Below are 316 nucleotides of genomic sequence, written 5' to 3'. Positions count from 1 at the left end.
AGTGGTTGGCGGTCAGGGGGCGGAGGTTGCGGATGCGCATGGCACGGAGGTGCCGGCGGATGGCGAAAATCCGGGAGTGGGTGGGGCGGCGGATGGCGGCATCGATGAGGTTGTCGATGTAATGAGCTTGCCACCAGTAGTGCCAGCGGACGAACATGCGGTCGCGAGTCGTCGGCGGCCAAGCGATAACTCCCAGCGTGGTGCGCGGGATGCCCCAGAGGCGGCTGGCATGGCGCTCGTGAACCGCCTGGTAGGAGAGGTCCGCGCGGTGATCCCAGCGCTCGATGAGCTCCTGGTTGGGGTTGGAGGATCCTGC

The 316-nt window shown here is 66.8% G+C and carries 1 pseudogene; it reads right to left on the bottom strand.

Annotation, left to right across the window (positions count from 1 at the left end):
* A pseudogene (locus tag CYJ76_RS11870) lies at positions 1–316 on the bottom strand (hypothetical protein); the annotation flags it as partial.

Origin of the sequence: Kytococcus schroeteri, assembly GCF_002847825.1 — a bacterium.
Taxonomy (GTDB): Bacteria; Actinomycetota; Actinomycetes; order Actinomycetales; family Dermatophilaceae; genus Kytococcus; species Kytococcus schroeteri.
The sequence above is the reverse complement of the archived record's forward strand: the minus strand, read 5'-3'. Positions and strand labels throughout refer to the sequence as shown.